This window comes from Jeotgalibacillus sp. JSM ZJ347 (assembly GCF_044383825.1).
Taxonomy (GTDB): Bacteria; Bacillota; Bacilli; order Bacillales; family Jeotgalibacillaceae; genus Jeotgalibacillus.
The window spans coordinates 575,598-602,016 of the sequence record NZ_JBISEN010000001.1; the positions used below are offsets into that span (position 1 = coordinate 575,598).

A 26,419-nucleotide genomic window follows, 5' to 3' on the forward strand; every position below is an offset into this window, starting at 1 on the left:
ATGAACAAACTCCCGTATAAAGCGGGAGTTTTTTGTATTTATCCCTCAAGTTACGTATGGGCGTTACAGGGAGATGATATTTTTGTATAAAAAATGGATGAAAACTGCAATTAGTCTTGCTGTGGCTGCACAGGGTCAGACTACTCCTAATCCTGCTGTAGGTAGTGTTGTGGTAAAAGATGGAAAAATCGTTGGAATGGGTGCTCACCTGAAGGCTGGTGAAGCGCATGCGGAAGTTCATGCCCTTCAGATGGCTGGAGACAATGCAAAAGGTGCTACGATCTATGTAACGCTTGAGCCATGTTCCCATTATGGTAAAACACCACCTTGTGCCGACCTGATCATTGAAAAGGAAATAAAAACAGTTGTGATCGGTAGTACGGATCCGAACCCTAAAGTTTCGGGGAGAGGCATTAAAAGGTTAAGAGATGCCGGTATAGAAGTGATTACCGGGGTCTGTCAACCGGAAACTGATTCTCTGAATGAATACTTTTTTTATGCCATGAAGCATAAAAAGCCATTTGTCACACTAAAAACAGCTATGTCTCTTGATGGAAAAACAGCTACAAATTCCGGTCACAGCAAATGGGTGACTGGTCCGGAAGCAAGAGAAGATGTTCATCGTGACAGACACCTGCATGATGCCATTCTGGTCGGGGTGAATACAGTTAAATATGATAACCCTTCATTAACTGTCAGGCTTCCTTCAGGTGGCGTCTCCCCGACTAGGATAGTGCTTGATACGCACCTTTCAATTCCTCTTCATTCTAAGCTGCTGCATGACGAAAAATCACCAGTTCACATCATATGCGGCAACAATGCAGACAGCCATCTGGAACGTGAATTGAATCATCTTAAAGATGTAACTATCCATAGGATGGATGAAGGCACCATTCAAATTCAGCCGGTTCTGACTTATCTGTTCGAGCAGAATATTCATTCGGTATATGTTGAAGGAGGAAGTGAAATTCACGCCTCATTCATACATTCAAAAGCGGTTAACCGCTTTATCACGTATATTGCACCGAAGATGATTACCGGTCAGCGTGCGAAAGGAGTCATCGGAGGGTTGGGGATTGAGCAAATGGATGAAGCCATCAACGTGAGAATCGAACGGACAGACATGATTGGATCTGACCTTAAGATCATCGCAAGTCCAAAGGGAGATGAATAAATGTTTACTGGTTTAATTGAAGAGGTTGGGACAGTTCACAACCTTCAAAGAGGCAGGAATTCAATGATCCTGACGATTGAATCCCATAAAATTCTTGATGACGCTAAGATCGGAGACAGCATTTCGATTAACGGCGTATGTCTGACCGTTACTGACCTGGCATCTCATCAGTTTTCAGTGGATGTCATGCCGGAAACGATGAAATCTACAACATTACACGAATTAAAGAAAGGATCGAAGGTTAACCTTGAACGCGCGATGGCTGCCGGGGGACGATTTGGCGGGCACTTTGTCAGTGGACACGTAGACGGTACAGGAGTCATCCAATCCATGAAAAAGGAAGAAAACGCAATTTATATTTATATTCAGGTACCCGATGAACTGATTAAATACTTTATGATGAAAGGATCTGTTGCAGTAGATGGGACATCATTAACAGTATTTGATGTTAAAAAAGATGCATTTATGATCTCTCTGATCCCACAGACAGCGGATGACACAATTATCGCTTCGAAGTCTCCTGGCAGTAAAGTGAATATTGAATGCGATATGATTGCAAAATACGTTCAGAATTTAATGCAGCCGCAATCGAATGGAATCGATGAATCATATTTAAGAGAAAATGGTTTTATGTAATGACACGGGAGGCATGATGAAATGTTTAATAAAATTGAAGAGGCATTAGAAGATCTCAGAAACGGTAAGCCGGTGATCGTTGTTGATGATGAGGATCGTGAAAACGAAGGCGACTTTATCGGATTATCTGAAAAAGCAACTCCTGAGATGATCAACTTTATGATTACTGAAGGCCGCGGACTGGTCTGTACACCAATTACAGAAGAGCGAGCTGAAGAGCTGCAGCTGAAACCGATGACTGATACAAACACAGACTCACACGGTACTGCTTTTACAGTCAGTGTGGATCATAAAGACACTACAACCGGCATCAGTGCCCCGGAAAGAGCTTTAACAGTAAGGGCTTTAATTGATGATGAGGCAAAAGCAGTTGACTTCAAGCGTCCTGGTCATATCTTTCCACTTGTTGCAAAAAAGGGCGGCGTCCTGAAGAGAGCGGGGCATACTGAAGCAGCTGTTGATCTCGCTGTATTAAGCGGCTCAAAGCCCTCTGGGGTGATATGTGAAATTATTAATGAAGACGGTACAATGGCAAGAGTTCCTGAGTTACAGGAAATCGCTAAAAAGTTTGATCTAAAGCTGATTACCATTGAAGATTTAATCGCATTCAGAAGAAACAAAGAACAGTTAGTAAAAAGAGAAGTTGAAACATTTATGCCCACTGAATTTGGTGAATTTCAGGCAGTTGCTTATACTGAAATTCTGACCGGTCAGGAGCATGTAGCATTAGTAAAAGGCGATATTAAAGCGGGTGAACCAGTCCTTGTCAGAGTTCATTCTGAATGTCTGACTGGTGATGTATTCGGTTCAAACCGCTGTGACTGCGGTCCTCAGCTATATGCAGCGCTGTCACAAATTGAGCGTGAAGGTAACGGGATACTTCTTTATATGCGTCAGGAAGGCCGGGGCATTGGTCTTGTAAATAAGCTGAAGGCATATAAACTTCAGGAAGAAGGGCTGGACACAGTTGAGGCAAACCACAAACTTGGATTTGCAGCTGACCTGAGAGACTATGGAATCGGTGCGCAGATCTTAAAGGATCTTGGTGTAACAAAAATGAGACTGTTAACCAATAACCCAAGAAAGATTGCAGGTGTTAGAGGCTATGGTCTTGAAGTAACAGACCGTGTAGCCATTCAGATGCCGACAAAAGAACAGAATGCAAAATATCTTGAAACAAAAAAATCCAAGCTTGGACACATGCTGAATCTTTAGGAGGAATTAATCATGAAAAAAGTATATGAAGGTCATTTATCGGGATCAGGGTTAAAGGTAGCGATTGTAGTAAGCAGATTTAATGAATTTATCACAGGCAAACTATTAAGTGGTGCAGAGGATGCGCTTAAAAGACACGGCGTGGAAGAGGCTGATGTATCTGTTGCATGGGTACCGGGCGTGTTTGAAATTCCAGTCGTTACACAACGGCTTGCAAAATCCGGAAAATATGATGCAGTCATTACGCTAGGCACCGTCATTCGTGGTGCGACTCCACACTTTGAATATGTAAGTAATGAAGTATCAAAAGGTGTAGCTAAAGTTGCACTTGATGAAGGAATGCCCGTCATTTTCGGTGTTCTGACAACCGATACAATTGAGCAGGCAATTGAGCGTGCAGGAACGAAAGCCGGAAACAAAGGCTGGGAAGCTGCTACTGCTGCAATTGAAATGGCTAGCCTGTTCAAGCGTATGGATGTTTAATTGAAAGTTAACTGAGTAAAAGAATCAATCAGCTGAATGTTAAAGCCCGGGACCTGGTTGTCCCGGGCTATTATTTAAATCTAAAGGATGACATCTGCCTGAATACATCGTATAATATACTCTTGTGGCTCGCCGTGTGACGGTTTGAGCGGGTAGGGAGAGGGCGCTTGCAAAGGCAGGCTATATAATGAAATCAGGAGGATTTTTTGAGTTAGAACAACATGGCACTTCAGTAAAAAAAGAAGTGACCGCAGGTGTAATCGGATTTTTTACGATCGTGTATATCGTTGCTGTAAATGCACTGATATTATCTGAATCCGGCATGCCATTTGAAGGTGCTGTAATCGCAACAATTGCAGTAAGTGCATTAGGGTGTATCCTGATGGCATTCATTGGTAAGGCACCGATTATTTTAGTTCCGGGTATGGGAATCAACGCAATGTTTACCTATACGCTGGTTCAGTCTATGGGATTCACGTGGCAGGAAGCGTTAACGATCGTGACATTCTCAGGACTATTATTTGTCATTGTCGCATTCACAAAATTATCAGGTGTGTTGAGTGAAGCGATCCCTCAATCTTTGAAGGATGCAATTACAGTTGGACTGGGGTTCTTTTTACTTTTGATCGGACTTGAAAAAGGATCATTAGTCATTCAGGGTGAAAATTCAATTCTGGCAATTGGACATTTTAATGAACCGCAGGCACTTGCAACAATCATCACATTATTAGTTGCACTTGTACTTTTTATTAAAAATGTTCCCGGTCATTTTCTCTGGACGATTTTGTTTGGAACCGCTCTTGCATTTATAATGAATATTACCCCTGAAACGGCGGGGAGTTCAGCACTGACTGCAAGTTCTGTTGTCTGGTTCCAGCTTTCATTTGACAGCTGGCTGCAGGTTCCTTTCTGGATTGCTGTATTCTCTATGACAATGGTTTTGGTGTTTGAGAATATTGGTCTTGTACATGGCCACACAGCATTTATTAAAAGACCTGAAAAGTATTCAGGCGCATTAAAAGCGAATGCACTATCAGCATTCAGCTCAGGGATTTTAGGTTCAAGTCCGACTGTATCAACAGTAGAATCGACTGCATCAATGGCAGCCGGCGGGCGCACAGGCTTAACTTCACTGACAGTCGGTGTATTATTTATCGCATCTGCAGCGTTCATCCCGTTTATGGGGTATATACCTGACCATGCAATTGCACCTATTTTAATGATTATCGGAATATTGATGATTCAGCAGATGAGACATATGAATATGGAGGATTTCACGGAATCCATCCCATCGATTATGTTAATTGTCATGATTCCATTCACTTACAGTATTGCTGATGGAATCGCAATCGGCTTCATCCTTTATCCATTATTAAAATTTGTGACAGGAAGATGGAAGGAAGTCAAAGCCCCTTTATTAATTATCTCAATTCTTTTCCTGGTGTATTTTATTCTTCATTTTCTACCGGGAATTTAATCATATAAGAGTGAAAACAGGGATCCATTTGCGGATCCCTGTTTTTAATTAGCAAGCTCTGGTATGAATTTCTTTTGTATTTTAATGTAACGTTTCAGTTCTGCACCAAGTTTTCCACGGACGCCTTTATACGGCGATGCTTTTGCAAGATCTGCAGGTGAAGGAAAAATGCCGATAGGATTCATAACCACATTTACCTGTCCTTCATAGACTTTTTCTTTAAGCCATCTTATTTGAACATTCACACTGATTTGATAGCCGTTTTCTATTTCTGACACTTCGACTACTTCAAAGCGAAATTTTACATCTTCCTGATTCAAGAAATCCCTCCTATGAAAGTTGCATAATTGCACGTTTTCATTATTTGTGGCATTGTATTTAAAAACAAAGTTTATTTTAAGGAGCTGTACCGGATGTTATCAGCAATTCAGTCACATGGATCTAAAAATAATTTTATCATAATTGATGAAAATGATATTCAATTCAAGCCTTCTGATGAAGCAAGAACAGCCTGGACAAAAAAATTGTGCGGGGAAACGAACACAGACGGCATTTTATTTATAACAAAGAGTGATTCTGCTCAGGCTAAAATGAGAGTCTTTAACTCTGATGGATCAGAAGCTTCAATGTGTGGGAACGGCTTAAGATGCGCAGCAAGATATATTGCTGAGCGGGACCAGGTTGAGTCGTTTGAGGTGGAAACGATGAAAGCCGTATTGCACGTTGAGAAAGTTGATGAATTGTATGGTGATATTCCAACTTATTCCGTTGAAATCTCCCCTGTCCTGTTTGATTTAAAATCGTTACCACTTGAACTCGCAGATAAAAAACAGCTCATATTACATCCCGTGCCTGAATGGGAAAGTAATTGTTTGTATACTGCATTGGCTGTACCAAACCCCCATATCATAACGAATGTAACGGTTGATTTAATTAATTCAGATAGTCAGGAAAAACTTGCAGCCTCATTCAACACAGAAAATGAATGGTTCCCTGATGGAGTAAATGTCAGTTATGTTGTAGAGCTGGCTGAAGGAGAGTTTTTTGTAAGAACCTTTGAACGTGGAGTAGGGTTTACAAATGCCTGTGGAACTGCAATGTCATCTTCGAGTCTGGTACAGGTATTAGCAGGTAAATGGCAAACGGGTGAACCGATTAATATTTTTAATGACGGCGGAAGAGTAAAATGTGTCGTCCATGGTAAGGACGGTCAGTATGATCATATAGATTTGATCGGAAATGCGACATTTACTCATCAACTGGCGTTAACGCTTAAAAAAGACGGCGGAGCCGATATCCAGAAGGTAAATGAAACAGGTGAAGAGCAGGCATACGAAAAGATGGCAGAAGCTTCTAAAGAATATTTGAGTAAAATGCTTCCCGATCTGAAACTTCGACAAAACTGATTGTATCAGAATAATGTAATAATTAAGCCTGAAGTGTTGACTTTCTGATCAATCCGTTTTATGATCATATACAATATTAATTTAACGCAATGAAGGAGAGTAGTAGCACCTATTACTTTTTTAGAGAGCTGGTGGTTGCTGTAAACCAGTAAAGTATAAGTGTGAATGGACTCTGGAGCACCTGTCTGAATAATAAAGTAGGAACAGGCGGTTCGTCACTGATAAAAGACGGCGGAGACATTTTGTCCCGCAACGAGTGGGTTTCTTAATGAAATCAATGAAGGTGGTACCACGGGCTTCCCGTCCTTTTTTACAGGACAGGAAGCTTTTTTATATCCAAAAACGATGATCAGGAAGAGTATGCAGAGAGCACAGTTAAGAGAGCCTGCGGCTGGTGGAAGCAGGACTGTAGCGCTGACAGAATGGACCTGTGAGTGAATCCGGTTAATGCCCGTTACAGCATGTTGAGAGGGAGCAACTGCTCCAATAGAGGTGGCACCGCGGTAAAAAACCGTCCTCCGTACAGGATATTCCTGTGCGGAGTTTTTTAATTTTTAAAGAGGTGAGAGAGTTGAGAAAAGACGAGAAGAGATATGTTGTTAAAAAGGTGGTCGGGGATTCGCTGACACCCATTTCAATTTTTCAAAGTATAAAAGGCAGGAAAAAATGTCTGCTGGAAAGCTCATTAAAGCATGAAGAATCAGGAAGATACTCATTTATTGCTGCTGACCCTTTTGCAGAGCTAAAAGGGATTGACGGGGAAGCCGTTGTCTCATCAACCCTTAGTGAATTGAATACGGAAACTTTAAAGCCGATTTCATTTTTAAAGAAAGCCCTTGACTATTACCAGGTGGAAACAGATGAAAGTCCGGTGGCTGGAGGGGCTATTGGTTATATCGGATATGATGAAGCTGCTTCATATGAAAAGATCGGTCTGACTCCGGATGATGAACTGAAAATGCCGGATACGCACTTGATGTTTTACAGTACAATCATCAGCTACGATCATAAAAGGCACGAGGTCACCGTTTTTACATTCGACCCGCAGGAGCAAACGTCTTCAGCAGATCTGGAATCGAAAATTGATCAGCTGGTCAATCAGATGTTTGACTTCAGCGGTGTTCATCCACAGCCTGAGAAAACTGAAGTATTGCGTTATACGTCCAATATGGAAAAAGAAATGTACGAAAAACATGTGGAAGAAGCAAAAGAGTATATCCGTTCAGGTGATATTTTTCAGGTCGTGCTTTCTCAAAGGCTGAGCGCACCATTTAACGGATCGCCATTTTCCTTTTACAGAAACTTAAGAAAAGATAACCCATCACCATATATGTTCTATATAGATTTCGAAGATTACATTGTACTCGGTGCTTCTCCTGAAAGCCTGATTAAAGTCAATGGCAGACAGGTCACAACAAATCCGATTGCAGGAACGAGAAAACGAGGAAAGACAGAAATTCAGGATCAGCAACTTGCCAAAGAGCTGTTAAATGACGAGAAGGAATGTGCTGAACATAAGATGCTTGTAGACCTTGGCAGAAATGATCTGGGCAGAGTATGCGAGACAGGCTCAATTTCGTTATCTAAGTTTATGGTGATTGAAAGATACCAGCATGTGATGCACATTGTCTCGGAAGTTAAAGGCATATTGGAACCTGACATTGACGGTCTCGATGCACTGATTGCAGCGCTGCCTGCCGGGACAGTATCAGGCGCGCCAAAGATTCGCGCGATGCAGCTGATTAATCATTTTGAACCGGTGAAACGGGGCGTGTATGCAGGGGCTGTTGGTTATGCAGGATTCAATGGCGCACTTGATTTTGCGCTTGCAATTAGAACAATGGTGATAAAAGATCAGGTCGCACACGTACAGGCAGGGGCTGGAATTGTATATGATTCTGTTCCTGAAAGCGAGTATGAGGAAACTTTAAATAAAGCGAAATCTTTACTGGAGGTGGGACGATGATTCTGTTAATTGATAACTATGATTCGTTTACCTACAACCTCTATCAATATTTAAGTGAACAAGATGAAGTGAAAGTCATCAGAAATGATGCTTTTACAATAGACGAGTTGAGAAATTCAGCGCCGGATTTAATTGTATTATCCCCTGGTCCCGGTCACCCTGATGAAGCCGGAATGTGTATTGAAACGATTCGGCAATTTGGACCGACTATTCCAATCATCGGGATCTGTCTCGGTCACCAGGCCATTGGTGCTGCATATGGTGCTGAAGTCATCAGAGCAAAGAATATTATGCATGCTAAAGAGTCAGTGATAAAGCAGAGCAGACCGGATATTTTCGGTGAAGGCCCCAAGAATGTAATGAGGTATCATTCACTGGTTATTGATCAGAATAGTCTTCCGGATTGTCTGGAGCCAATTGCTTATTCAACAGATGATTCAGAGATTATGGCTGTACTTCATAAGACACACCCGGTTCTTGGACTGCAATTCCACCCTGAATCGATCGGCACTGATGAAGGAAAGGAAATACTAAAGCAGTGTACTGAGTTTATCAGAGCAAAGGAGAGAGTATAGATGAGAAAGTATATTGAGCTAGCTGAGCAGAGAATTCACTTGACAGAAAGTGAAATGACAGATGCAGGAAGACAGATGTTTAACCCGGAAACGCCGCAGAAGGACATTCAGCGTTTCCTTCTCGCATTGAAAGAAAAAGGAGAGACATCGGATGAGATCAGCGGTCTTGTCGTAGCAGTAAAAGAAATTGCCGGCACGTATGAGACGACTGCAGAAAACATTATTGATAATTGCGGAACAGGCGGAGACGGATCCCAGAGCTTTAATATCAGTACGTGCGCAGCATTTGTGATAGCAGGTGCAGGGGTACCCGTTGCTAAGCACGGCAATAGAAGCATTTCAAGTAAAACCGGCAGCGCAGATGTCCTTGAGCACCTTGGTGTAAGACTGGACTTTAATAAAAATGAAATGAAAGAAATGCTTGAAAAGCATCAAATCACATTTTTATTCGCCCCTCACGTTCACAGCGGCATTAAAAATGTTATGAAAGCGAGAAAAGAACTTGGGGTGCCAACGATTTTTAATCTGATCGGACCGTTAACAAACCCGGTAAACCTTTCATCGCAGCTGATTGGTATTTACCGTCGCGATATGATTCATACGATGGCGCTTGCGATGAAAAAGTCAGGCAGACAAAGAGGCGTCGTGCTAAATGGCGCAGGACATATGGATGAAGCATCATTAGCCGGAACCAACTACCTTGCGCTTCTTAATGGCGATGAGATTAAAGAATTCACGCTCCATCCTGAAGAAATTGGTCTGAAAGTTGTTCCAAACGAAAAGATCAAAGGTGGAGATTCTAAACAAAACGCTAAAATTCTTCTATCTGTTCTTTCAGGAGAAGAATCAGTATACCGTCAGACAGTTGTACTGAACGCAGGTATTGCATTATTTGCTGCCGGACAGGTTTCATCTATTAAAGCAGGCGTTGAAAAAGCCGAAAATAGCATAGATTCCAAGTCAGCTTTAGCAAAGCTTAATCAGCTGATCGATTTCAGTAAAAAGAAAGCGGTGGTCTAATTGACAATTCTTGATAAAATCATTGAAAAGAAAAAAGAGGAACTGGCATCCTACGATAAGGCATATTCGACAGACCAGATCAAGCCGCTCCCATTTAACATTCAAAGAAATAAGCACATGAGTGTCATTGCTGAAATTAAAAGAGCATCTCCTTCAAAAGGTTTAATAAACCCTGATATGGATCCTGTTAAGCAGGCAAAGCTTTATGAACAAAACGGTGCATCAGCGATTTCTGTGCTGACGGATGAATCATTTTTCCAAGGATCCTTTAAAGATCTGAAGGCAGTGGCAAAGGCGGTTAACATTCCTGTTCTATGTAAAGACTTTATGATTCATAAAAAGCAGATTGACAGAGCAGCTAATGCCGGAGCATCTATTATTCTATTAATTGTCGCGGCATTATCAGATGAACAGCTCACAGAACTGAATCAGCATGCAAAAAAACTGGGCCTTTCTGTTTTGACAGAAGTTCATAATGAAGAAGAACTGCAACGTGCTCTTAAGGCGGAGGCAGACATCATTGGCGTTAATAACCGCAACCTGAAGACATTTGAAGTAGATCTTAAAGTCAGTGAGGAACTAGGAAAGATTATTACTGCAAAAGGTTTACCGTTCATAAGTGAAAGCGGCATTTTCCAGGCGTCAGACGCTGAGGCTGCAGCAAGAACGGGGGCATCTGCTGTGCTTGTAGGTGAATCATTAATGAAAGCTGCAGATACAGGACAATTGTTAAGGTCACTGCAGGTCCCATTAACGAGTGATTCATATGCTCGTTAAAATCTGTGGATTAATGAAAAAAGAAGATGTGACAACTGCTGTAGAGAGTGGTGCTGATTATATCGGTTTTGTATTTGCAGACAGTAAAAGAAGAATTTCGTACAGCCATGCTGCAAACATCAGCAGCCACATTCCGGATTATGTGAAGAAAGTTGGCGTTTTTGTCAACCCTTCAATAGATGAAGTGAATGAAGCAGTTGCAGTTGCAAAACTGGATTTCATTCAGCTTCACGGAGACGAATCACCAGAATTCTGCAGCAAGATGCCAAAGCCGGTCATTAAAGCGTTCAGTATCTCAGAACAGACAGATATTGAAAATATGAAGCAGTATCAGGTAGCGCATATCCTTGCAGACGCACCAGGTGCAGACTACCGGGGTGGAAGCGGTCATACATTTGACTGGTCAATGATCAAAAACAGCCCACAAGAAGTCATACTGGCGGGCGGGTTAACACCTGAAAATGTCAGTGAAGCAATTAGAGAAACCGCTCCACTAGGTGTCGATGTATCATCAGGTGTAGAAACAAACGGTCAAAAAGATGATAAAAAAATCACTGCTTTTATAAGACAAGCAAAAGGGAGCTGTTAGCATGACAACTTATACTCAACCTGATTTAAACGGTCAGTTCGGACAATTCGGCGGACGTTTTGTCCCTGAGACGCTGATGCAGTCAGTCATTGACCTTGAAAAAGCATATAAAGAAACGAAAGAAGATCCTGAATTTCAAAAGGAATTAAATCATTATCTCAGCGACTATGTCGGACGTGAAACCCCGCTATATTACGCTGGAAACTTAACGAAAAAAATCGGCGGATCCAAGATATATCTTAAAAGAGAAGATTTGAATCATACAGGCGCACACAAAATTAATAATACGATCGGTCAGGCGCTGCTTGCTGTCAAGATGGGTAAGCGTAAAATTGTTGCAGAAACCGGAGCAGGTCAGCATGGTGTAGCTACTGCAACTGTCTGTGCATTACTCAATTTAGACTGCGTGATTTTCATGGGAGAAGAGGATATCAGAAGACAGGAACTGAATGTTTTCAGAATGGAGCTTCTTGGCGCAAGGGTTGAATCTGTATCCCAAGGGAGCGGCACGCTGAAAGATGCAGTCAATGAAGCGATGAGATACTGGGTCGCAAATGTAGAGGATACTCATTATATTATCGGGTCAGTACTCGGACCTCATCCATTCCCTGAAATGGTACGTGATTTCCAAAGTGTCATTGGAAAAGAAACAAAAAAACAGATGCTTGAAAAAGAAGGACGTCTGCCGGATGAAATTATTGCATGTATCGGTGGAGGCAGTAACGCGATTGGCATGTTTTATCCTTTTATCGATGAATCAGCAGTTAAGCTTACAGGTGTGGAAGCAGCAGGGTCAGGTATCAATACAAATAAACACGCTGCCACACTGACTGCCGGAGAAGTCGGTATTCTACACGGATCCCTTATGTACCTTCTCCAAAATGAAGATGGACAAATTCAGGAAGCGCACTCTATTTCTGCAGGGCTTGATTACCCAGGAGTTGGACCGGAACACAGTTACCTACATGAAATTAAAAGAGTAGATTATCAGTCCATTACTGATAAAGAAGCGCTGGATGCGCTACAGCTCCTGTCGAAAACGGAAGGAATTATTCCGGCACTAGAAAGTGCTCATGCGGTTGCAGAAGCAGTAAAACGGGCAGAAAAGGGAAACCCTGAAGACATTATTGTTATTTGTCTGTCAGGACGTGGAGATAAAGATGTTAATACGGTTAAAGCGGCGCTGGAGGATGAGAAATAATGGGGAAACTAGCAATTAAACAGGCGATAGAACGTGTAAATCAAGAAGGAGCGAAAGCATTTGTTCCTTATATCATGGCTGGAGATCCTTCAATAGATGAATTAAAGCAGCAGCTATTTTTCCTTCAGGAAAGTGGAGCAACTGTCATTGAGCTTGGCATTCCATTCTCTGACCCGGCTGCTGATGGTCCAGTGATTCAGGAAGCAGGAAAGCGCGCACTGAAAAGCGGCGCCTCATTGTCGAAAATTCTGGATGCTTTAACATCCATTAAAGATCAACTGACAGTTCCGATCGTGCTGATGACTTATATTAATCCACTTTATAAATACGGACTATCAAAGGTTTTTTATGAAATTGAAGATGCAGGCGTATCCGGATTAATTATTCCTGATCTGCCTTATGAACAGAACGCATTAGTTCAGCCGTTTATATCTAAAACGGATCTGGCTTTAATCCAGCTTGTCACATTAACGAGTCCTGAAGAGCGAATTAAAACGCTTGCAGAAGTATCTGAAGGTTTTTTATATGCCGTTTCAGTTACTGGCATTACAGGAGAGCGTGCAAATATCAGCGAGAAGCTTGAAAGCTTTATCAGCAGACTGAAGAGTTACAGCTCAGTGCCGGTTCTTGCGGGGTTTGGAATTTCAACACCTGAACAGGTGAAGGAAGTATCATCTTATGGTGATGGTGTCATTGTCGGCAGTAAAATCGTCGATCTGCAGTTTAAAAATCAGCAGTCAGATATTAAAAATCTGATTCATGCTGCAGTAAAATGATGAAAACAGCCGGTTTCCTGTGAGGAAGCCGGTTTTTGTTATAGAATGGAATAGATCAATTTGCTAAAGGTGGCTGACTGATGGGTAGTCGAATATTAGTTATAGAAGACGAAAAAAATCTTGCGAGATTTATTGAACTTGAGTTGAAATATGAAGGGTATGAAGTTGTAGCTGAATATGATGGAAGAGATGGATTGAACCGTGCACTGAGTGAACCTTTTGACCTCATTTTACTTGACTTAATGCTTCCATCACTCAGCGGAATGGAGATCTGCAGAAGAATTCGTCAGACTAAAGAGTTACCAATTATTATGATTACAGCAAAAGATGGCGTGATGGACCGCGTGTCAGGTCTCGACAGTGGTGCAGATGATTATATCGTCAAGCCATTTGCGATTGAAGAACTCCTTGCCAGGATGCGTGCACTGTTGAGAAGAACAGGTAAGGATTCACAGGATACGCTCACTCATAAAGACCTGACTTTAAAAACCAAATCTTATAGAGTTGAAAAAAATGAAACTGAAATTCAACTGACAAAAAAGGAATTTGATTTACTTAAAATGCTGCTTGAAAACAAAGATATTGTTCTGACCCGTGACCGTATCATTGAAAAAGTCTGGGGCTATGATTCAGAGGCTGAGACAAATGTTGTCGACGTATATATCAGACATTTACGAAATAAAATTGATCCGCAAAATCCATCAGCCTATATCGAAACAGTGCGCGGAACGGGGTATGTGATCAGATCATGAATACATTAAAAAATAAATGGCATGCATTGTCAATCAGGTGGAAGTGGATGCTGTCAGCTTCTGCTACGATTTTTCTTGCTTTTACCGCTTTCAGTATGATTCTGATTATTGCAATGAGCCAGTGGATGATGCAGGAGGAGAGAAATACACTGTCTGACGTGTTATCAGATCTCGAAGATTTTTATGAAAACCGAAATCCTCTCGTGACGATCAATGATATTAACGAAGGCAGAGAACTGGCAGAACAGATTTATGAAAGAGGACAGATCATTCATTTTTATAATGAAGACGGTTATGAGATTTATCAGATTCAGCGCTCAGGGGAAAGTTTTTCTGTCCCCTTTAAAAGTGTTGAAGAAACTGACATTGAGAGAACACGGATTAACGGTACTTCAGTTCTTGTAGGCAGAACACCCGTTAATTCAAATGGATTTAACGGGTTTATAGAGATTATTCACCCTCTTAATGCCTATACTGCCCAGCTGAATTATATGATCTTTCTGTCACTGCTGCTATTACTCGCAGCACTATTATTCAGCTCATTTGCCGCTTATTTCTTATCCGGTACATTTATTAAGCCGGTGATTCAGCTCGGGCAGACAATGAAAAAGACGCAGCAGGAAGGTTTTCAGCATCAGCTGCCGGAACCTGAGTACCAGGATGAAGTGGGTGGTTTAATTGATATTTTCAATGAGATGATGGCTGAACTTGAGAGAAATTTCACTAAGCAAAAGCAGTTTACTGAAGATGCTTCCCATGAAATGAGAACGCCGCTGCAAATCATTGAAGGTCACCTGAATCTGATTCAAAGGTGGGGAAAAAAAGATCCTGAAGTATTAGAAGAATCACTGGATATATCCATGCAGGAAATCAATCGGATGAAAAAATTAGTTTCCGACCTGCTTATGCTTTCGAGAGCAGACCGCGAAATGCGCCCGGGAGACTTTCAGCCTGCTGACTGTTCAAAAATAATCGTGGAAACAGTCAGGAAAATTCAATCTATCCATCATAATCGGTCATTAGAGGTGAATGCTGATGATGGACTGGTTCAAATGGATGCTGAACATCTTGAGCAGGTTCTCATTATTTTTATTGAAAATGCAATAAAATATTCTCTGGAGGATCAACGAGTGATCATTACAGGACACAGCCGAGATTCAATATACGAGATTAGAATTGAAGATTTTGGTGAAGGGATACCTGAAGAAAATCTGCCGTATATTTTTGATCGGTTTTATAGAGTTGAAAAATCCAGAAGCCGTGATCTCGGTGGAAATGGACTTGGTCTATCTATTGCCAAAAGACTGCTTGACTTGTATGAATCAAAGATCGAGATTGAAAGTGAGCCCGGGCATACAACCATTATTATCCAAATAACTGTGTTAAATTAGAGATGAAGGCGTATCGATACTGAATTTCTATTCAGTTTTAATCATATAAAATTTTGAAAAAATCGATCGAAACGCTTTATCTCATTCCTTTACAGTGATAAAATTGCTCTGTAAGCGTTTTAGCTCTTTATTATTACTATATTTACATAGCAAATCCCTTACGACAATTAAGGTGGTTTGTCCAATACGTTGGAGGTTTTCAAAATGAGAAAACAGTCGGAGCAGCAGGATCCATCATCATTAACTTTTTCGGGTCCTAATCTGGGCTATATGATGGAGATGTATGATCTATATCAGGAAGATCCATCTCTGGTTGATGAAGAATTACAGCAATTTTTCAAAGAAAATGGCTCTCCGTACAAAGAGAAGTCAAAGCAGACAGAAGTAGCGATTGAAGGGACTGACTACAGCAAAGTGATTGCTGCAGTTCAGCTGGCTGAAGGAATCCGTTCATACGGGCACCTTGCAGCTGATATCAATCCGCTTCATGACAAGAACAAAGATTCTGAACGAATTGAACTGGAAACCTATAATCTGACAAAAGAAGATTTAGAGAAAATTCCAGTGGATGTTCTGATTGAAAACTCAACTGATGAAGTAACAAATGGATATGAAGCCATTGAATATTTGAGAAAAATGTATACGCAGACGATTGCATTTGAATATTCACATGTCCATGACAGAAAAGAAAAGAAATGGCTGAAAAATTACATTGAATCCGGTTCACTAGATGCCAAGATTGAAGATGAAAAGAAAAAGAATGTGTTAAAGAGACTTATACAGGTTGAAGGTTTTGAAAATTTTGTGCATAAAACATTTGTCGGTCAGAAACGCTTCTCAATTGAAGGTCTTGACACAATGGTTCCGCTGTTAGATGAGATTATTCAGTCAACAGTGGAAAAAGGTGCCTCATCGATTAATATCGGCATGGCGCACAGAGGACGTCTGAATGTATTGGCACACGTGCTTGAAAAGCCATATGAAATGATTTTTGCTGAGTTCCAGCATGCGCCTAGTAAAGATTTAATTCCTTCTGAAGGTTCAACAGGTATTACATATGGATGGACCGGAGATGTGAAATATCATCTGGGAGCTGATCGAAACGTCAGTAAAGATAAAGCTAAAACGCGTGTCACACTGGCTAACAACCCAAGTCACCTTGAAGTTGTCAGTCCGATTGTAGCCGGTTATACGAGAGCTGCACAGGAAACGAGAACAAGTGCAGGCATTCCTGAACTTGAAAAAGAGGCATCACTGGCAATTATGATCCACGGTGATGCAGCATTCCCGGGTCAGGGTGTAGTCGCTGAAACACTGAATATGAGCCAGCTGAGAGGCTATCATACAGGTGGATCGATTCATATCATTGCAAACAATATGATCGGGTTCACAACAGAATCTTTTGATTCCCGCTCTACAAAGTATGCTTCAGATACTGCTAAAGGGTTTGAAGTACCAATCCTTCATGTAAATGCAGATGATCCGGAAGCATGTATGGCAGCCGCTATCATGGCGAGCGAATACAGAGCAGAATTCGGAAAAGACTTTGTAATTGATCTGATCGGTTACAGACGTTTTGGCCATAATGAAATGGATGAACCAATGGTCACAAACCCTGATTTATACCAGTATATTAAAAAGCACGATAACGTCCGTAAGTTGTACCAGGATCGACTGGTTTCAAATAAAACGCTTTCAGAAGAAGAGGCTGAAAAACTCATTGAAGAAAACACTTCAAAGCTTCAAAAAGCGTATGACACTGTACCAAAATCTGAAAAAGATCCAGATACAGATATGAATCCACCAGAAGATGTACAATCTTTACTTTATGATATTTCTACTGCCGTTGAATACGACAGACTGAAAAAATTAAATGATGATTTACTTAATTTCCCTGAAGGGTTTAATGTTTTTAAAAAGCTTGAAAAAATTCTTCAGAGAAGAAACGATCCTTTTGAAAAGGATGGCAAGGTTGACTGGGCGCACGCAGAGACGCTGGCTTTCGGCAGTATTATCCAGGACGGTACGCCAATCCGTTTAACTGGGCAGGATTCACAGCGTGGTACTTTTGCACACAGACATCTCGTGCTGCATGATGAGAAAACAGGTGAAGAACATACACCACTTCATCATATTTCAGATGCCAACGCCTCATTCTGCGTATATAACAGTCCACTAACTGAAGCAGCGGTTGTTGGTTTTGAATATGGTTATAACGTATTCTCTAAGGAAACGCTTGTATTATGGGAAGCTCAGTATGGAGACTTCGCTAATATGGCACAGGTGATGTTTGATCAGTTTGTATCATCAAGCCGTGCGAAGTGGGGGCAGAAGTCAGGGCTTGTCATGCTACTTCCACACGGTTACGAAGGTCAGGGACCTGAACACTCGTCCGGAAGAATGGAAAGGTTTCTAACGCTTGCAGCTGAAAATAACTGGACAGTTGCGAACCTGACAAGCTCTGCACAGTATTTCCATATTTTAAGAAGACAGGCTGCAATCCTGAAAAAAGAAGAGGTTCGTCCGCTCGTCATCATGACACCTAAGAGTCTATTAAGACATCCTGTTGTATCACGCAGTGTGGATGAACTGACAGAAGGCGGATTCTCTCCGATCATTGAGCATCCTTCACTCGGTAAAAATGAAGATGCTGTTGAAAGAGTTGTTCTGTCATCAGGTAAAGTTGGTATTGACCTGATTGAAAGAGCTGAAAAAGAAGAAAATAATGACTGGCTACATCTGGTTCGTGTTGAAGAACTCTATCCATTCCCAATGGAACAGCTAAAAGAAGTCTTCAGCCGTTATAAGAACTTAAAAGAAATCATCTGGGTACAGGAAGAGCCAAAAAATATGGGTGCCTGGACGTTTGTAGAGCCTCGCTTAAAAGAGCTTTCACCAGAAGGATCTGAAGTATCTTATATTGGCAGACGACGCCGAAGCAGTCCTGCTGAAGGCGATCCAACAGTACACAAAAAAGAACAGCAGCGCATTTTAGAAAAATCAGTAGTTAAAGGGTAAGAATAGAGGAGGAAGACACAGTGGCAGAAATTAAAGTTCCGGAATTAGCAGAATCAATTACAGAAGGTACCATTGCACAATGGTTAAAGCAGCCAGGTGATGAAGTAGAAAAAGGCGAATATATTGTTGAACTTGAAACAGATAAAGTTAACGTTGAAGTCATCTCAGAAGAAGCTGGCGTAATTAAAGAATTGAAAGCTGATGAAGGCGATACTGTAGAAGTTGGACAGGTAATCGCAATTGTGGAAGCTGGTGAAGGCGGCGGAAGCAGTTCTTCTGAAGAAGAGTCTGAAGAGGAAGCACCTCAGGCTGAAGAAAAAGAAGAGAAATCTGAAAAAACATCTGATGAGCAGCCTGAAAAGCAGGAAGCTTCAGAGAAAAAAGAGCGGACGATTGCTTCACCTGCAGCACGTAAGCTTGCTAGAGAAAAAGGAATTGATCTGTCTGAGATTGCTACACAGGATCCAATGGGTCGCGTGAGAAAGCAGGATGTAGAAGCACACGGATCTGGCAAGCAGGAGAAGAAGCAGGAATCTGCGCCTCAGAAGCAGGAAAAGCCTGCAGCGAAAAAAGATGATGGCAAGCCGGTAACACGAGAAAAAATGTCACGCCGCCGTCAGACGATCGCTAACCGCCTGGTTGAAGTACAACAGACTGCAGCAATGCTGACAACATTCAATGAAATTGATATGACGCATGTGATGGACCTTAGAAAGCGTAAGAAAGATAAGTTCCACGAAACACATGACGTTCGACTTGGCTTCATGTCATTCTTTACAAAAGCAGTTGTAGCAGCACTTAAGAAGTATCCATATGTAAATGCTGAAATTGATGGTGACGAAGTAATCCTGAAGCATTACTATGACGTAGGTGTAGCAGTATCAACTGATGACGGACTTGTGGTTCCGATCGTGAGAGACTGTGATCGTAAAAACTTTGCTGAAATCGAACAGGAAATTGTGAATCTTGCTGAAAAAGCAAAAAACAAGAAGCTTCAGCTGAGCGACCTTCAGGGCGGATCATTTACAATCACAAATGGTGGTGTATTTGGTTCACTTTTATCAACACCGATCCTGAACGGGCCACAGGTTGGAATTTTGGGTATGCACACAATCCAGCTTCGTCCTGTAGCCATTGATGCTGAAAGAAGCGAAAACCGTCCGATGATGTATATCGCGATGTCTTACGACCACCGTATCATTGACGGTAAAGAAGCAGTTGGATTCCTGAAGATGGTCAAAGAACTTCTGGAAAACCCTGAAGACCTTTTACTCGAAGGATAATGAAAAATACGCCTGTTGCATTTCGCACAGGCGTATTTTCATTATATATCCAAAAAGAACACGCAGCCTCTGCTGCGTGTTCTTTATCATTATTTTCGATGTCGTCCGGCATGTATGCCTCTCTTTTGAATTTCTTTTTTTAAAATCACTTGTGTATCGTGTTCTCCATGTTTCTCAGCATCCCTGTAAGCAGATAATAACTGTTCATTACTTAAGATTTTCAATGGATAGAACCTCCTTTGTGATTATGTTAATGGAATATTCTAAACTTTCCATTAACGTCATTATACGATGACCATTTTTGATCTTCAACACCTTCCGGGAGATGTTATCTAATTGTTATATTTGTGTATTCAAACTGGAAAGACAAACTGTAGTGTTTCATAATGAGACTAAAAGGATATGGTCAGATGCAACGATTTCACATTGATGTTATTAAAGGGAAAGGCTCCTATTATCAGCTTGGTCAACAGGCAGGTGCTTTATTTCGTGATTCACCGCTTTATGATACCCATTTAAAAAGAAGAGAAAAATCAAAGAAAGCCTACCGTATGGATGTAAAAAAAGCTGAATCTCATATAAAATGTTTTGCGCCAGGTTTATGGGACGAGCTCCATGGTTTAAGTGAGAATTTAAATTGGGGCTTTGAAGAAGTGGTTCACGAATATTCCGGCTGGCAGCAGGACTGGATCAAATCAGGTTGTTCAGTTCTAATGAAAAACGGCTATTTTGCCAGAAATTATGATTATCATCCTAAAACCTATGAAGGCAGGCTGATGATCTGGCAGCCGGTAAATGGTTATGCATCAATTGGGGTTGCAGGGAGAATGATCGGCCGGATTGATGGCATGAATGAAAAGGGACTGTGCGTCGGCTTTCATTTTGTTAACAGAAAAAATCCCGGTGAAGGATTTACCTGCTCCGTGATTGCGAGGTTTTTACTGGATCGATGTGCAACAACTGCTGAAGCGGTTGAAATGTTAAAAGAGATTCCACACCGCCATGCATTTAACTATACGCTTTATGATGTCGCCGGCAACCGTGCAGTTGTGGAAGCTTCAGCGCTTGGAGTGTCAGTCAGAGAAGATGCCAATGATTTTGCGTGTACAAACCACTTTGAAACACCGGAAAAACTGAGAGAAAACCGTTATCAGCTGACAGAATCCAAAGAGCGCCTTCAGCATATTTTTGAGCAGTCAGCGTCAGCAGGTGGTCCGCTGGAAGCATTTTACCGTTTCAATGACCCTTCATTTGGTATCTTTAAAAAGAATTACGGGAGCTGGTCGGGCACCATTCATACAGCAGTGTATGACCCTGTAAATATGAAAGTATATTTTGGTGCAGGAGAAAATGCCGTACCACTGGAGATTAACTTTAAAGAATGGCTTGCAGGTGAAAGGTATCCGGTGACTAAAATATTCGGAGAAGTTGATACAAAAGAACGATTCAGTCACGTTAACAGTATCTCTTAACAATCCGTCATTTTAGCGATATACTAACTGTAGATAAGATAGAAAGGGGTTTGATCTATGCTTCATCTAGATTGGGAAAACCGGGAAACCATCAAACAGGTTAAGTGTGTACATGACAATGCTGCTAAATATGTTGTAAAAAACGTATTAACAGTTGGCAAGACTTATGATGTTAAAAATGAAACTGAAGAGTTTATTTTTATCATTGATAATACTGGCAAAGTAGGCGGGTTTTATAAAGACTACTTTGAAGAGGTTTAAGGAGAACTGACACATGTTCGATGAGAGAGCTGCGTTAAAAATCCGTCTTGAACAACTGGCAGATTCAGAAATTAGAATTATGCAGGAGTTCAGAATTGAACGCGAAAAAATTATGCAGAGGCTGAGAGAGCTGGATCAATCAGTATCTGAAGCGCCAAGCCAAAACGCTTCAATAAAATCTTCAAAGCCGATTAATGTCGGTAAATCCAAAAAAATGCATACTGCCGCGCTAAAAATTCTTCAAAAGAAACTGGAGCCTGTAAAAGGTACGGATATTCAGGCTTTTGTTGAAGAGGAAACAGGCTATAAAGTAGCAAACATCACGACATTTATGAATACAATCCAGCGTAAATTTTCAGGTGTCAGAAAGCTTGATAGAGGGTTGTATATATACGAAAAAGAGTAAGGGGATCCCCTTACTCTTTTTGTTCCTTCAGTAAAGCTTTAATCTCTTCAAACTCTTTTTGAACCTGAGCTAATTTTACTTCCTCAGGAGAAGGCCTGTTTTCTTTATCAGCTTCTTCAACGTTATTGACTACTGCACCTATAAAAAGAATGAATATCACAAATGTGCGGATTAAGACAAAAGTGACAAAATACCACCAGGATGTCGGGTCTTACCCCAGGAGTTGAATATTGCCTTAAAAGAACGGTACAATAAATCATTGACGCACTAGTAAAGGATGATTGAAATGGAATTATACAATTTACCTGACAAAATAAAAGAGTTAGTTGAAAACACTTCTAAAGGTGAGGCTGATCCGAGAGGAAGAATCGGGTCGGGTGGATACACTGCTGAAGAACCGGCAGTTTTTCATGATGTATTGATCGGATTATCATTGCAGAAAAATATATTGTTAAAAGGACCTACGGGTTCAGGAAAAACAAAGCTTGCTGAAAGTGTGAGTCATACTTTTCAGCAGCCGATGTTCAGCATCAATTGCTCAGTTGATCTTGATGCCGAAGCAATGCTTGGATTTAAAACGATTGAACAGGTTGATGGACAGTCTGTCATCACGTTTGTTGAAGGGCCTGTGATTCAGGCGATGAAAAAGGGGCATATCCTATATATTGATGAAATAAATATGGCTAAACCTGAAACACTGCCAATCTTAAATGGCGTGCTCGATTACCGTCGCACCATTACAAACCCGTTTACCAATGAAGTGATTACTGCTGCTGATGGCTTTAAAGTGGTGGCTGCCATTAACGAAGGATATATTGGCACAGTCCCATTAAATGAAGCGTTGAAAAACAGATTTATCGTGGTAGATGTGCCTTATATTAAAGGTGATACGTTAAAGTCAGTATTACTTGATCAAAGTGCATTGAAAGATGAGCGTATGATTGATCAGTTTGTCACGCTTTCAGCTGATCTGTTCACACAGGTACAAAATGGACAGGTATCAGAAGAAGCGGCTTCAATCAGAGCTTTGCTTGATACATGTGATCTGTCTATCTATATGCCGCCTAAAAGAGCGATCCAGAGGGGCATTATTGACAAACTTGAGGATGACAGGGAAAAAGCAGCAGTTAAAAATATCGCTGACACGATCTTTGAGTGAGGTGATTAGATGCAGCGGTTTATTCAATTTAATGATGAACAGATTAACTCCTACAGGTTAATGCAGTTAATTGACCTTGCGAAGACGCTGACGCAGGAAAAAGAGATGAACGTTGAATACAGCCCGATGAATTACATTGACGTTGCAAATCAGACGCTGTTTGTCAGCCATTTTTGGGATCACAGGTCAGAAACTGAAGAATGGCATGGGCTTATTACAGACGTATTTTTGAGAGCTGAAGGTGCATTTAAGCATTCAGATCCAAAACTTATTCAGAAGTTTATCAAGTACACACACTCGCTCGAGCATCCTTCTTTTGCAAAACAATTATTTATGCTGATTGAAGATGCAAGGCTCGAGGAAATCACTAAAAAGAACAGACCGGGTACGAAAAAAGCGTTTGCTACCAGGCGGTCTGTATATGCAAAATATTTCGAATCACAACTGAATGTTCATCAGGTTAAAGGAGTTACAACAGATGCTTTTTACAACCTGATCTATCTTCTGATTTTTGCCGATGCGCCGATTGATGAATGGCCGCACATACATCCCGACCTTAATCGCGCAAAGCCCTTTATCACACAGCAGATCGAAAAAACCCATGAAACAAAATCTACAGCTGATTCTGTTAAAATTTGCACAGCTCTGTGTGAAGTGGTAGATGAGCTTTTAAGAAAAGATATGCTGAATGAGTACTTTCACCTTCCTGAAAAGACAATTGATCACTGGGCTGAGGGTTTAACGTTTGACGATCTGAAAAGAAAAGATGAACTGATTAATGATGATACAGAGGAAAAAGGACCGAGCGGGGATGAAGAAGTAGAAGATGAAGAGTTCAAAGCCTGGCACAGAGAGTCTGAAGAAAAAGGTGAATCCTTTTTACAATTCGAATTGGAATCAGGTACGAAAACTTCTATCGATACTGAGGCTGCCAGAGAAGGTGATGATCAGGAGCAGGCACTTGCAAGCGTTCAGGGAAGCTCACAAAAATCCCGCCGTCAGGACTTTGATCAGCAGGAAGTCGACCGGAAATCCGAGAATAACGAGGAATTAGGAAGTTCTAAGTATGGGAAAGAAAATGAACACGCCTTTCCTATTTTTGAATTAACCAATCCGGTTAAAGAAGAAGAAAAAGCGCTTTATGTACAATATAAAAAAGAGATATTACTTTATCAGAAAAAGTTAAAAAAAGTGATTGAAAAAACGCTGGATTATAAAAAAACAAGCCCGCGTACTCACCTGGTAAAAGGAAGACTCAGCAAAAATCTAATGCCATATTTTACAGATGAGAAACCAAGGGTGTTTTATAAAAAAGATGAAGAGTCACCTAAGGTAGATGCTGTGTTTGAACTGCTTCTCGATTGCTCGGCTTCAATGTTTGATAAAATGAATGAAACAAAAAAAGGCCTGGTATTGTTTCATGAAGCGTTAAAATCTGTACAGGTACCACATGAGATTACTGGATTTTGGGAAAATGCACCTAAAGCAGGGCAAAAAGGTCAGCCAAATCATTTTAAAACCGTGATTTCTTTTGATGATAGTCTGTACCAGAAGGATGGTGCTGCAATCATGCAGCTCGAACCTGAAGAGGATAACCGTGATGGATATGCCATCAGACATATGACTGAAAGACTTGAGAAGAGAACAGAGAAACAAAAGTTTCTGCTCGTTTTTTCTGATGGAGAGCCGGCTGCTGCAGATTATGAGCAAAATGGCATTGTAGATACACATGATGCAGTACTTGAAGCCAGAAAGCGTGGCATTGAGGTCATGAATGTATTCCTGTCAACTTCAGAAATACCGGAAAGCCAGAAAGAAGTCATTCAGAATATTTACGGGCGCTTCAGTTTATTTGTACAAAATATAGATGAACTCCCGGATGTATTATTTCCTTTATTGAAGAGACTGCTTCATAAAAGTATATAGGGCTGAGTCGGATTTCATCCCCGGGACGGAGTTAAAATCATGCTGTGTATCCGTTTCCTGAACACTTTTTTTGACTACAATAAGAGTATCAAAAAAAGAGGAGATGAACCCAGAATGAATACAACCCATCTGGCACGACTTGAAGAGTACAGCCGTCACAATGAAAAAGTAAACAGAAACCAATGGAAAAATGCGAAACGCAAATCAACTGACTGGTTGAGAAAAATGTAAAACCGCTGTGTATCACTGACACAGCGGTTTTTCTTATGAACGATTATTTTTTAATTGTAATAGCTGCTGCTTGAGTTCAGCTTCCATTGCCTGAATTTCCCCTTCGGCCTGACGACGCTTCTGACGTCCTTCTTCCTGAATGCGCAGTGTTTCCTCCAGGGTAGTAACAAGGTTAGACTGCGTTGTTTTCAGCGTCTCAATATCGACAATCCCTCTTTCATTTTCTTTAGCAGTTTCAATACTGTTTGTTTTCAGCATCTCAGAATTCTTAAGTAATAAGTCATTTGTTGTTTTCGTTACCTGCTTTTGCGCTTCAACAGCCCGCTGCTGTCTGAATAGCGTAAGCGCAATAGCAATCTGATTTTTCCAGAGTGGAATCGCAGTCAGGATCGATGCCTGAATTTTTTCAGCTAATGCCTGATTAATATTTTGAATCATTCTAATCTGCGGCGCACTCTGTATTGTAATTTGTCTGCTTAACTGCAGATCGTGAATACGCTTATCAAGCCTGTCTAAGAATTGCATCATATCATTGACTTCCTGATACGCCATCTGATCACTGCTTTTTTTTGCTTTACTGCGCAGGGCAGGGATCACATGATGTTCAAGGTCATCACGCTTCATTTCAGCTGCTGCAATATAAATATTTAATGCCTGAAAATATTCTTTATTTTCATTGTATAGCTGATCGAGCATATGGATGTCATCTAACAGTGACTTTTTGGAATGATCGAGTCTCACGCTTATTCTGTCTACCTGGGCACCAACCTTTTGATACTTTGAAAGAATTTCATTTACTGACCGGTTTACACGGCTGAACAATTTAGAAATCACGTTTTTCTTCTGATCAGACAGTTCGTCAGGGTCAATCTGTTCAAGACGGTTCATCAATTCCTTTAAGATATCACCAATTGGACCGACATCTTTTCTCTGAACATGATCAAGCATCGCGTGTGAGAAATTAGAAAGCTTCGATTGTGCAGCGGTTCCATACTGAAGGATTGACTGATGATCTGAAGGATCAATTTGTTTTGATAAGGCTTCGGCCTGTTTTCGGTCTTCTTCAGACAAAACATCTGCCATTTTATTAGACGTTACCTGGCTTGTCCCGCTTTCTGCTTTTGTCAGTTCATTTTCACCAAAAGGATTTGCCAGAAGATCATCAAGTTTTGACGATCTTTCTTCTACTTTGACCTGCTGTTTCTCTTCCATCAATACAACCTCC

General features: G+C 41.1%; 25 protein-coding genes and 2 other annotated features. Of the genes, 22 read left to right on the plus strand and 3 right to left on the minus strand.

All coding sequences use genetic code 11. The features are described 5' to 3' along the window. The first annotated feature begins 73 nt into the window (after positions 1-73). The 5 genes from ribD (at position 74) to ACH6CZ_RS02995 (ending at position 4,985) form a co-directional block, all read left to right on the plus strand. Positions 74-1,174, plus strand: a complete 1,101-nt coding sequence (ribD, locus tag ACH6CZ_RS02975; protein ID WP_374095933.1) for a bifunctional diaminohydroxyphosphoribosylaminopyrimidine deaminase/5-amino-6-(5-phosphoribosylamino)uracil reductase RibD — start codon at positions 74-76, stop codon at positions 1,172-1,174. Further along, positions 1,175-1,810, plus strand: a complete 636-nt coding sequence (gene ribE / locus ACH6CZ_RS02980) for a riboflavin synthase (protein WP_374095934.1) — start codon at positions 1,175-1,177, stop codon at positions 1,808-1,810. Between the two features lie 21 nt (positions 1,811-1,831). Next, positions 1,832-3,025, plus strand: coding sequence for a bifunctional 3,4-dihydroxy-2-butanone-4-phosphate synthase/GTP cyclohydrolase II (locus ACH6CZ_RS02985; protein ID WP_374095935.1), 1,194 nt, complete (start codon positions 1,832-1,834; stop codon positions 3,023-3,025). Between the two features lie 12 nt (positions 3,026-3,037). Further along, positions 3,038-3,508 (plus strand): 6,7-dimethyl-8-ribityllumazine synthase, encoded by a 471-nt coding sequence (gene ribH, locus ACH6CZ_RS02990; RefSeq protein WP_039809230.1) that lies wholly within the window; start codon positions 3,038-3,040, stop codon positions 3,506-3,508. A 187-nt stretch (positions 3,509-3,695) separates the two neighbouring features. Continuing rightward, on the plus strand, positions 3,696-4,985 hold the full coding sequence (locus ACH6CZ_RS02995; protein ID WP_374095936.1) for an NCS2 family permease: 1,290 nt from the start codon (positions 3,696-3,698) through the stop codon (positions 4,983-4,985). 44 nt (positions 4,986-5,029) lie between these two features. Here the strand turns inward: ACH6CZ_RS02995 and ACH6CZ_RS03000 are convergent, their stop codons facing one another. Beyond that, positions 5,030-5,305: a hypothetical protein gene (locus ACH6CZ_RS03000; RefSeq protein ID WP_374095937.1), complete on the minus strand. Its 276-nt coding sequence runs from the start codon at positions 5,303-5,305 to the stop codon at positions 5,030-5,032. A gap of 93 nt (positions 5,306-5,398) precedes the next feature. Here ACH6CZ_RS03000 and dapF point away from each other — a divergent pair, with 93 nt between their 5' ends. From dapF to odhB, 12 genes are all read left to right on the plus strand, one after another. Then, positions 5,399-6,391, plus strand: coding sequence for a diaminopimelate epimerase (dapF, locus tag ACH6CZ_RS03005; protein ID WP_374095938.1), 993 nt, complete (start codon positions 5,399-5,401; stop codon positions 6,389-6,391). Positions 6,392-6,471: 80 nt separating this feature from the next. Next, positions 6,472-6,702, plus strand: a binding site (T-box leader). Positions 6,703-6,727: 25 nt separating this feature from the next. Further along, positions 6,728-6,913: a binding site (T-box leader), on the plus strand. 49 nt (positions 6,914-6,962) lie between these two features. Beyond that, positions 6,963-8,357 carry an anthranilate synthase component I gene (gene trpE / locus ACH6CZ_RS03010; protein ID WP_374095939.1) on the plus strand — a complete coding sequence of 465 codons (1,395 nt, stop codon included), beginning with the start codon at positions 6,963-6,965 and terminating at the stop codon, positions 8,355-8,357. Beyond that, positions 8,354-8,932: an anthranilate synthase component II gene (locus ACH6CZ_RS03015; protein ID WP_374095940.1), complete on the plus strand. Its 579-nt coding sequence runs from the start codon at positions 8,354-8,356 to the stop codon at positions 8,930-8,932. The genes trpE and ACH6CZ_RS03015 overlap by 4 nt, the downstream gene beginning before the upstream one ends. After that, positions 8,933-9,952, plus strand: a complete 1,020-nt coding sequence (gene trpD, locus ACH6CZ_RS03020) for an anthranilate phosphoribosyltransferase (RefSeq protein ID WP_374095941.1) — start codon at positions 8,933-8,935, stop codon at positions 9,950-9,952. It abuts the gene before it with no gap. Continuing rightward, a complete protein-coding gene (gene trpC, locus ACH6CZ_RS03025) occupies positions 9,953-10,729 on the plus strand; it encodes an indole-3-glycerol phosphate synthase TrpC (protein WP_374095942.1) in 777 nt (258 codons plus the stop codon). Beyond that, positions 10,719-11,318: a phosphoribosylanthranilate isomerase gene (locus ACH6CZ_RS03030; protein WP_374095943.1), complete on the plus strand. Its 600-nt coding sequence runs from the start codon at positions 10,719-10,721 to the stop codon at positions 11,316-11,318. Before trpC ends, ACH6CZ_RS03030 begins: the two co-directional genes overlap by 11 nt. 1 nt (position 11,319) lies before the next feature. Further along, positions 11,320-12,519 carry a tryptophan synthase subunit beta gene (gene trpB / locus ACH6CZ_RS03035; RefSeq protein ID WP_374095944.1) on the plus strand — a complete coding sequence of 400 codons (1,200 nt, stop codon included), beginning with the start codon at positions 11,320-11,322 and terminating at the stop codon, positions 12,517-12,519. Then, complete coding sequence (gene trpA / locus ACH6CZ_RS03040; protein ID WP_374095945.1) at positions 12,519-13,295, plus strand: tryptophan synthase subunit alpha; 777 nt, start codon at positions 12,519-12,521, stop codon at positions 13,293-13,295. Before trpB ends, trpA begins: the two co-directional genes overlap by 1 nt. A gap of 80 nt (positions 13,296-13,375) precedes the next feature. Then, on the plus strand, positions 13,376-14,047 hold the full coding sequence (locus ACH6CZ_RS03045; protein ID WP_374095946.1) for a response regulator transcription factor: 672 nt from the start codon (positions 13,376-13,378) through the stop codon (positions 14,045-14,047). Further along, positions 14,044-15,438: an ATP-binding protein gene (locus tag ACH6CZ_RS03050; protein WP_374095947.1), complete on the plus strand. Its 1,395-nt coding sequence runs from the start codon at positions 14,044-14,046 to the stop codon at positions 15,436-15,438. The genes ACH6CZ_RS03045 and ACH6CZ_RS03050 overlap by 4 nt, the downstream gene beginning before the upstream one ends. Positions 15,439-15,642: 204 nt before the next feature. Then, a complete protein-coding gene (locus ACH6CZ_RS03055) occupies positions 15,643-18,456 on the plus strand; it encodes a 2-oxoglutarate dehydrogenase E1 component (RefSeq protein WP_374095948.1) in 2,814 nt (937 codons plus the stop codon). 20 nt (positions 18,457-18,476) lie between these two features. Next, on the plus strand, positions 18,477-19,739 hold the full coding sequence (odhB, locus tag ACH6CZ_RS03060; RefSeq protein WP_374095949.1) for a 2-oxoglutarate dehydrogenase complex dihydrolipoyllysine-residue succinyltransferase: 1,263 nt from the start codon (positions 18,477-18,479) through the stop codon (positions 19,737-19,739). Positions 19,740-19,828: 89 nt separating this feature from the next. On the opposite strand, the gene ACH6CZ_RS03065 is transcribed toward odhB, so the two are convergent. After that, positions 19,829-19,963, minus strand: a complete 135-nt coding sequence (locus ACH6CZ_RS03065; protein ID WP_152614714.1) for a sporulation histidine kinase inhibitor Sda — start codon at positions 19,961-19,963, stop codon at positions 19,829-19,831. Positions 19,964-20,149: 186 nt separating this feature from the next. Between ACH6CZ_RS03065 and ACH6CZ_RS03070 the strand changes: the two genes are divergently transcribed. From ACH6CZ_RS03070 to ACH6CZ_RS03090, 5 genes are all read left to right on the plus strand, one after another. Continuing rightward, on the plus strand, positions 20,150-21,211 hold the full coding sequence (locus ACH6CZ_RS03070) for a C45 family autoproteolytic acyltransferase/hydrolase (protein WP_374095950.1): 1,062 nt from the start codon (positions 20,150-20,152) through the stop codon (positions 21,209-21,211). A gap of 57 nt (positions 21,212-21,268) precedes the next feature. Next, positions 21,269-21,472 (plus strand): DUF6501 family protein, encoded by a 204-nt coding sequence (locus ACH6CZ_RS03075; RefSeq protein WP_374095951.1) that lies wholly within the window; start codon positions 21,269-21,271, stop codon positions 21,470-21,472. 13 nt (positions 21,473-21,485) lie between these two features. After that, positions 21,486-21,878 (plus strand): Rok-like winged helix domain-containing protein, encoded by a 393-nt coding sequence (locus ACH6CZ_RS03080; protein WP_374095952.1) that lies wholly within the window; start codon positions 21,486-21,488, stop codon positions 21,876-21,878. A gap of 286 nt (positions 21,879-22,164) precedes the next feature. Then, positions 22,165-23,037, plus strand: coding sequence for an ATP-binding protein (locus ACH6CZ_RS03085; protein ID WP_374095953.1), 873 nt, complete (start codon positions 22,165-22,167; stop codon positions 23,035-23,037). 9 nt (positions 23,038-23,046) lie between these two features. Then, complete coding sequence (locus ACH6CZ_RS03090; RefSeq protein ID WP_374095954.1) at positions 23,047-24,963, plus strand: vWA domain-containing protein; 1,917 nt, start codon at positions 23,047-23,049, stop codon at positions 24,961-24,963. A 264-nt stretch (positions 24,964-25,227) separates the two neighbouring features. Here ACH6CZ_RS03090 and ACH6CZ_RS03095 read toward each other — a convergent pair whose 3' ends face one another. Continuing rightward, positions 25,228-26,406 carry a toxic anion resistance protein gene (locus tag ACH6CZ_RS03095; protein ID WP_374095955.1) on the minus strand — a complete coding sequence of 393 codons (1,179 nt, stop codon included), beginning with the start codon at positions 26,404-26,406 and terminating at the stop codon, positions 25,228-25,230. Positions 26,407-26,419: the final 13 nt, after the last annotated feature.

Bases quoted from the DNA above. Each gene is read 5' to 3' on its own strand.
- ribD (WP_374095933.1), top strand. From the start codon at position 74: ATGATATTTTTGTATAAAAAATGGATGAAAACTGCAATTAGTCTTGCT.
- ribE (WP_374095934.1), top strand. From the start codon at position 1,175: ATGTTTACTGGTTTAATTGAAGAGGTTGGGACAGTTCACAACCTTCAA.
- ACH6CZ_RS02985 (WP_374095935.1), top strand. From the start codon at position 1,832: ATGTTTAATAAAATTGAAGAGGCATTAGAAGATCTCAGAAACGGTAAG.
- ribH (WP_039809230.1), top strand. From the start codon at position 3,038: ATGAAAAAAGTATATGAAGGTCATTTATCGGGATCAGGGTTAAAGGTA.
- ACH6CZ_RS02995 (WP_374095936.1), top strand. From the start codon at position 3,696: ATGAAATCAGGAGGATTTTTTGAGTTAGAACAACATGGCACTTCAGTA.
- dapF (WP_374095938.1), top strand. From the start codon at position 5,399: ATGTTATCAGCAATTCAGTCACATGGATCTAAAAATAATTTTATCATA.
- ACH6CZ_RS03015 (WP_374095940.1), top strand. From the start codon at position 8,354: ATGATTCTGTTAATTGATAACTATGATTCGTTTACCTACAACCTCTAT.
- trpD (WP_374095941.1), top strand. From the start codon at position 8,933: ATGAGAAAGTATATTGAGCTAGCTGAGCAGAGAATTCACTTGACAGAA.
- ACH6CZ_RS03030 (WP_374095943.1), top strand. From the start codon at position 10,719: ATGCTCGTTAAAATCTGTGGATTAATGAAAAAAGAAGATGTGACAACT.
- trpB (WP_374095944.1), top strand. From the start codon at position 11,320: ATGACAACTTATACTCAACCTGATTTAAACGGTCAGTTCGGACAATTC.
- trpA (WP_374095945.1), top strand. From the start codon at position 12,519: ATGGGGAAACTAGCAATTAAACAGGCGATAGAACGTGTAAATCAAGAA.
- ACH6CZ_RS03045 (WP_374095946.1), top strand. From the start codon at position 13,376: ATGGGTAGTCGAATATTAGTTATAGAAGACGAAAAAAATCTTGCGAGA.
- ACH6CZ_RS03050 (WP_374095947.1), top strand. From the start codon at position 14,044: ATGAATACATTAAAAAATAAATGGCATGCATTGTCAATCAGGTGGAAG.
- ACH6CZ_RS03055 (WP_374095948.1), top strand. From the start codon at position 15,643: ATGAGAAAACAGTCGGAGCAGCAGGATCCATCATCATTAACTTTTTCG.
- ACH6CZ_RS03070 (WP_374095950.1), top strand. From the start codon at position 20,150: ATGCAACGATTTCACATTGATGTTATTAAAGGGAAAGGCTCCTATTAT.
- ACH6CZ_RS03075 (WP_374095951.1), top strand. From the start codon at position 21,269: ATGCTTCATCTAGATTGGGAAAACCGGGAAACCATCAAACAGGTTAAG.
- ACH6CZ_RS03080 (WP_374095952.1), top strand. From the start codon at position 21,486: ATGTTCGATGAGAGAGCTGCGTTAAAAATCCGTCTTGAACAACTGGCA.
- ACH6CZ_RS03085 (WP_374095953.1), top strand. From the start codon at position 22,165: ATGGAATTATACAATTTACCTGACAAAATAAAAGAGTTAGTTGAAAAC.
- ACH6CZ_RS03090 (WP_374095954.1), top strand. From the start codon at position 23,047: ATGCAGCGGTTTATTCAATTTAATGATGAACAGATTAACTCCTACAGG.
- ACH6CZ_RS03095 (WP_374095955.1), bottom strand. From the start codon at position 26,406: ATGGAAGAGAAACAGCAGGTCAAAGTAGAAGAAAGATCGTCAAAACTT.